The organism is Ferdinandcohnia sp. SAFN-114 (assembly GCF_059415045.1).
The window spans coordinates 1-1,543 of the sequence record NZ_JBPFDQ010000191.1 but is presented as its reverse complement, the minus strand read 5'-3'; the positions used below and the strand labels follow the sequence as shown (position 1 = coordinate 1,543).

Genomic DNA, 1,543 nt, shown 5'->3' with positions numbered 1-1,543 from the left:
ACTTTTTTATGAAGGCTACCAAGCGAAAGCGCGGTAGAAAAATCTGTGTCTATTTTCTTGACATAGTATCACTATTTGGTGAGGGATATCCATAAAAAACTCTTTTGTTTCAAGGTTTAAATAGATATCACCATGCAATTCCGTACCATATTTTTCTTGGAATTGCTTAGACAATGCAATAAAATCTTGTAATATCCCAAATGGGATTTTACTTGGAACTACAAAACCCCCTGCAGATGCAGAAGGGTTCTTTGTACAATCCTGGTTATGACCTTTTTTCTTAGCCTTTGGAACAGCCATCACCATATTTTTTTGCTTGATATATACCATATCAGTATAAGCAGCAACTAAATCTGGGAAATCTTTTTCCAATCGCTTACGAACGTCGTTACCAGTGATCTTGTTATATGCTGTTTCCTCACAATTATCTTCACCATCACTTGTTTTTTTCTTAGAAGGAAGTCCATTTTCGATTTCCTCAGTAGAAAAATAATCGGTAATAGCCAGGTGCTGACCTAAGTGATAAATAAATGTATCATGATTTACCTCAAAAGGCTCTTCTTTCTTTGCAGCTGGTTTAGAAGATGAAGGATTAGCTTCAGCATTCTTTTTAGCTTCCTCTTGACGCATACGTATTTCTTCTAGTCTTTTTAGCTTTTCTTCTTCCTCACGTTTCTTTTGTTCCGCATATTCATCCGTGATTCCGAATACAGAAAAGATATCAGTTTGTCCTAGTACATTAGCGTTTTTCAAACTAAAATTCCTCCCAAAAATAAATAGTTTATTAGTTTATTCATTACCCAATGCAAATAATTCGTTAAATGTTGCGACTGGGTTTAATACCTCTTCATCAAAATCTTTCTCATTAAAAACAACAGAAAATAGTTCAGCACACGATTTTCCTAGTTTAGTTTTCGCTCCCCAGTCTGTTCCGAATGGAGAATGCAGAAAGATATTATGCGCATTTTCTAATTCAACTAAGTTGGCAATTTCCTTCACTTTGTTTCCACCCATACAAACTTGTCCATCTGATTGAACATGAGAATAGGGGAATGCAAACAAAGGGGTTTTACCATTCACTTGCTCTTCACCTTTTAATGCAAAAATCTTAGTAATTTCAACACTATAATTTTTCTTTTTAGGTTGATAAATACAGTCATACCTAAACAAAAGTCTAGGAAATCCGACTTCAAAAAGATTGCCATTAAAGTTAATCATCCATCTTTGCTTAGGAACATCGGCATAAACTTCATAACCAAGATTAGTTTTTACAAGTTTAAAGCAGTTGTTCGGCAAAAATGGCATTTCCTCTCTTTGTGTAGTGGTTGATCTATTTAAGACATTCACCAATTCCGATAGACTTAACTTGTACCGATGAACACGACCATTGTCGTTTTGTGAAATACTCACTAAATCATCAAAGTTAAGCAGATCTTCTATGGAGAAGTTGATTTGAAAGTCCATTCTCTGATACTATGTCAAGAAAATAGACACAGATTTTTCTACCGCGCTTTCGCTTGGTAGCCTTCATAAAAAAGTTTAA

Annotated in this window: 2 protein-coding genes; both read right to left on the bottom strand. The window is 34.7% G+C overall.

The features are described from left to right. Nucleotides 1–15 precede the first annotated feature (15 nt). The gene (locus ACR65M_RS26820) at nt 16–753 is read right to left on the bottom strand and encodes a hypothetical protein (protein ID WP_440274930.1); all 738 of its coding nucleotides are present in this window, start codon (nt 751–753) and stop codon (nt 16–18) included. Between the two features lie 36 nt (nt 754–789). After that, on the bottom strand, nt 790–1,464 hold the full coding sequence (locus ACR65M_RS26815) for a hypothetical protein (RefSeq protein WP_440274929.1): 675 nt from the start codon (nt 1,462–1,464) through the stop codon (nt 790–792). Nucleotides 1,465–1,543 lie beyond the last annotated feature (79 nt).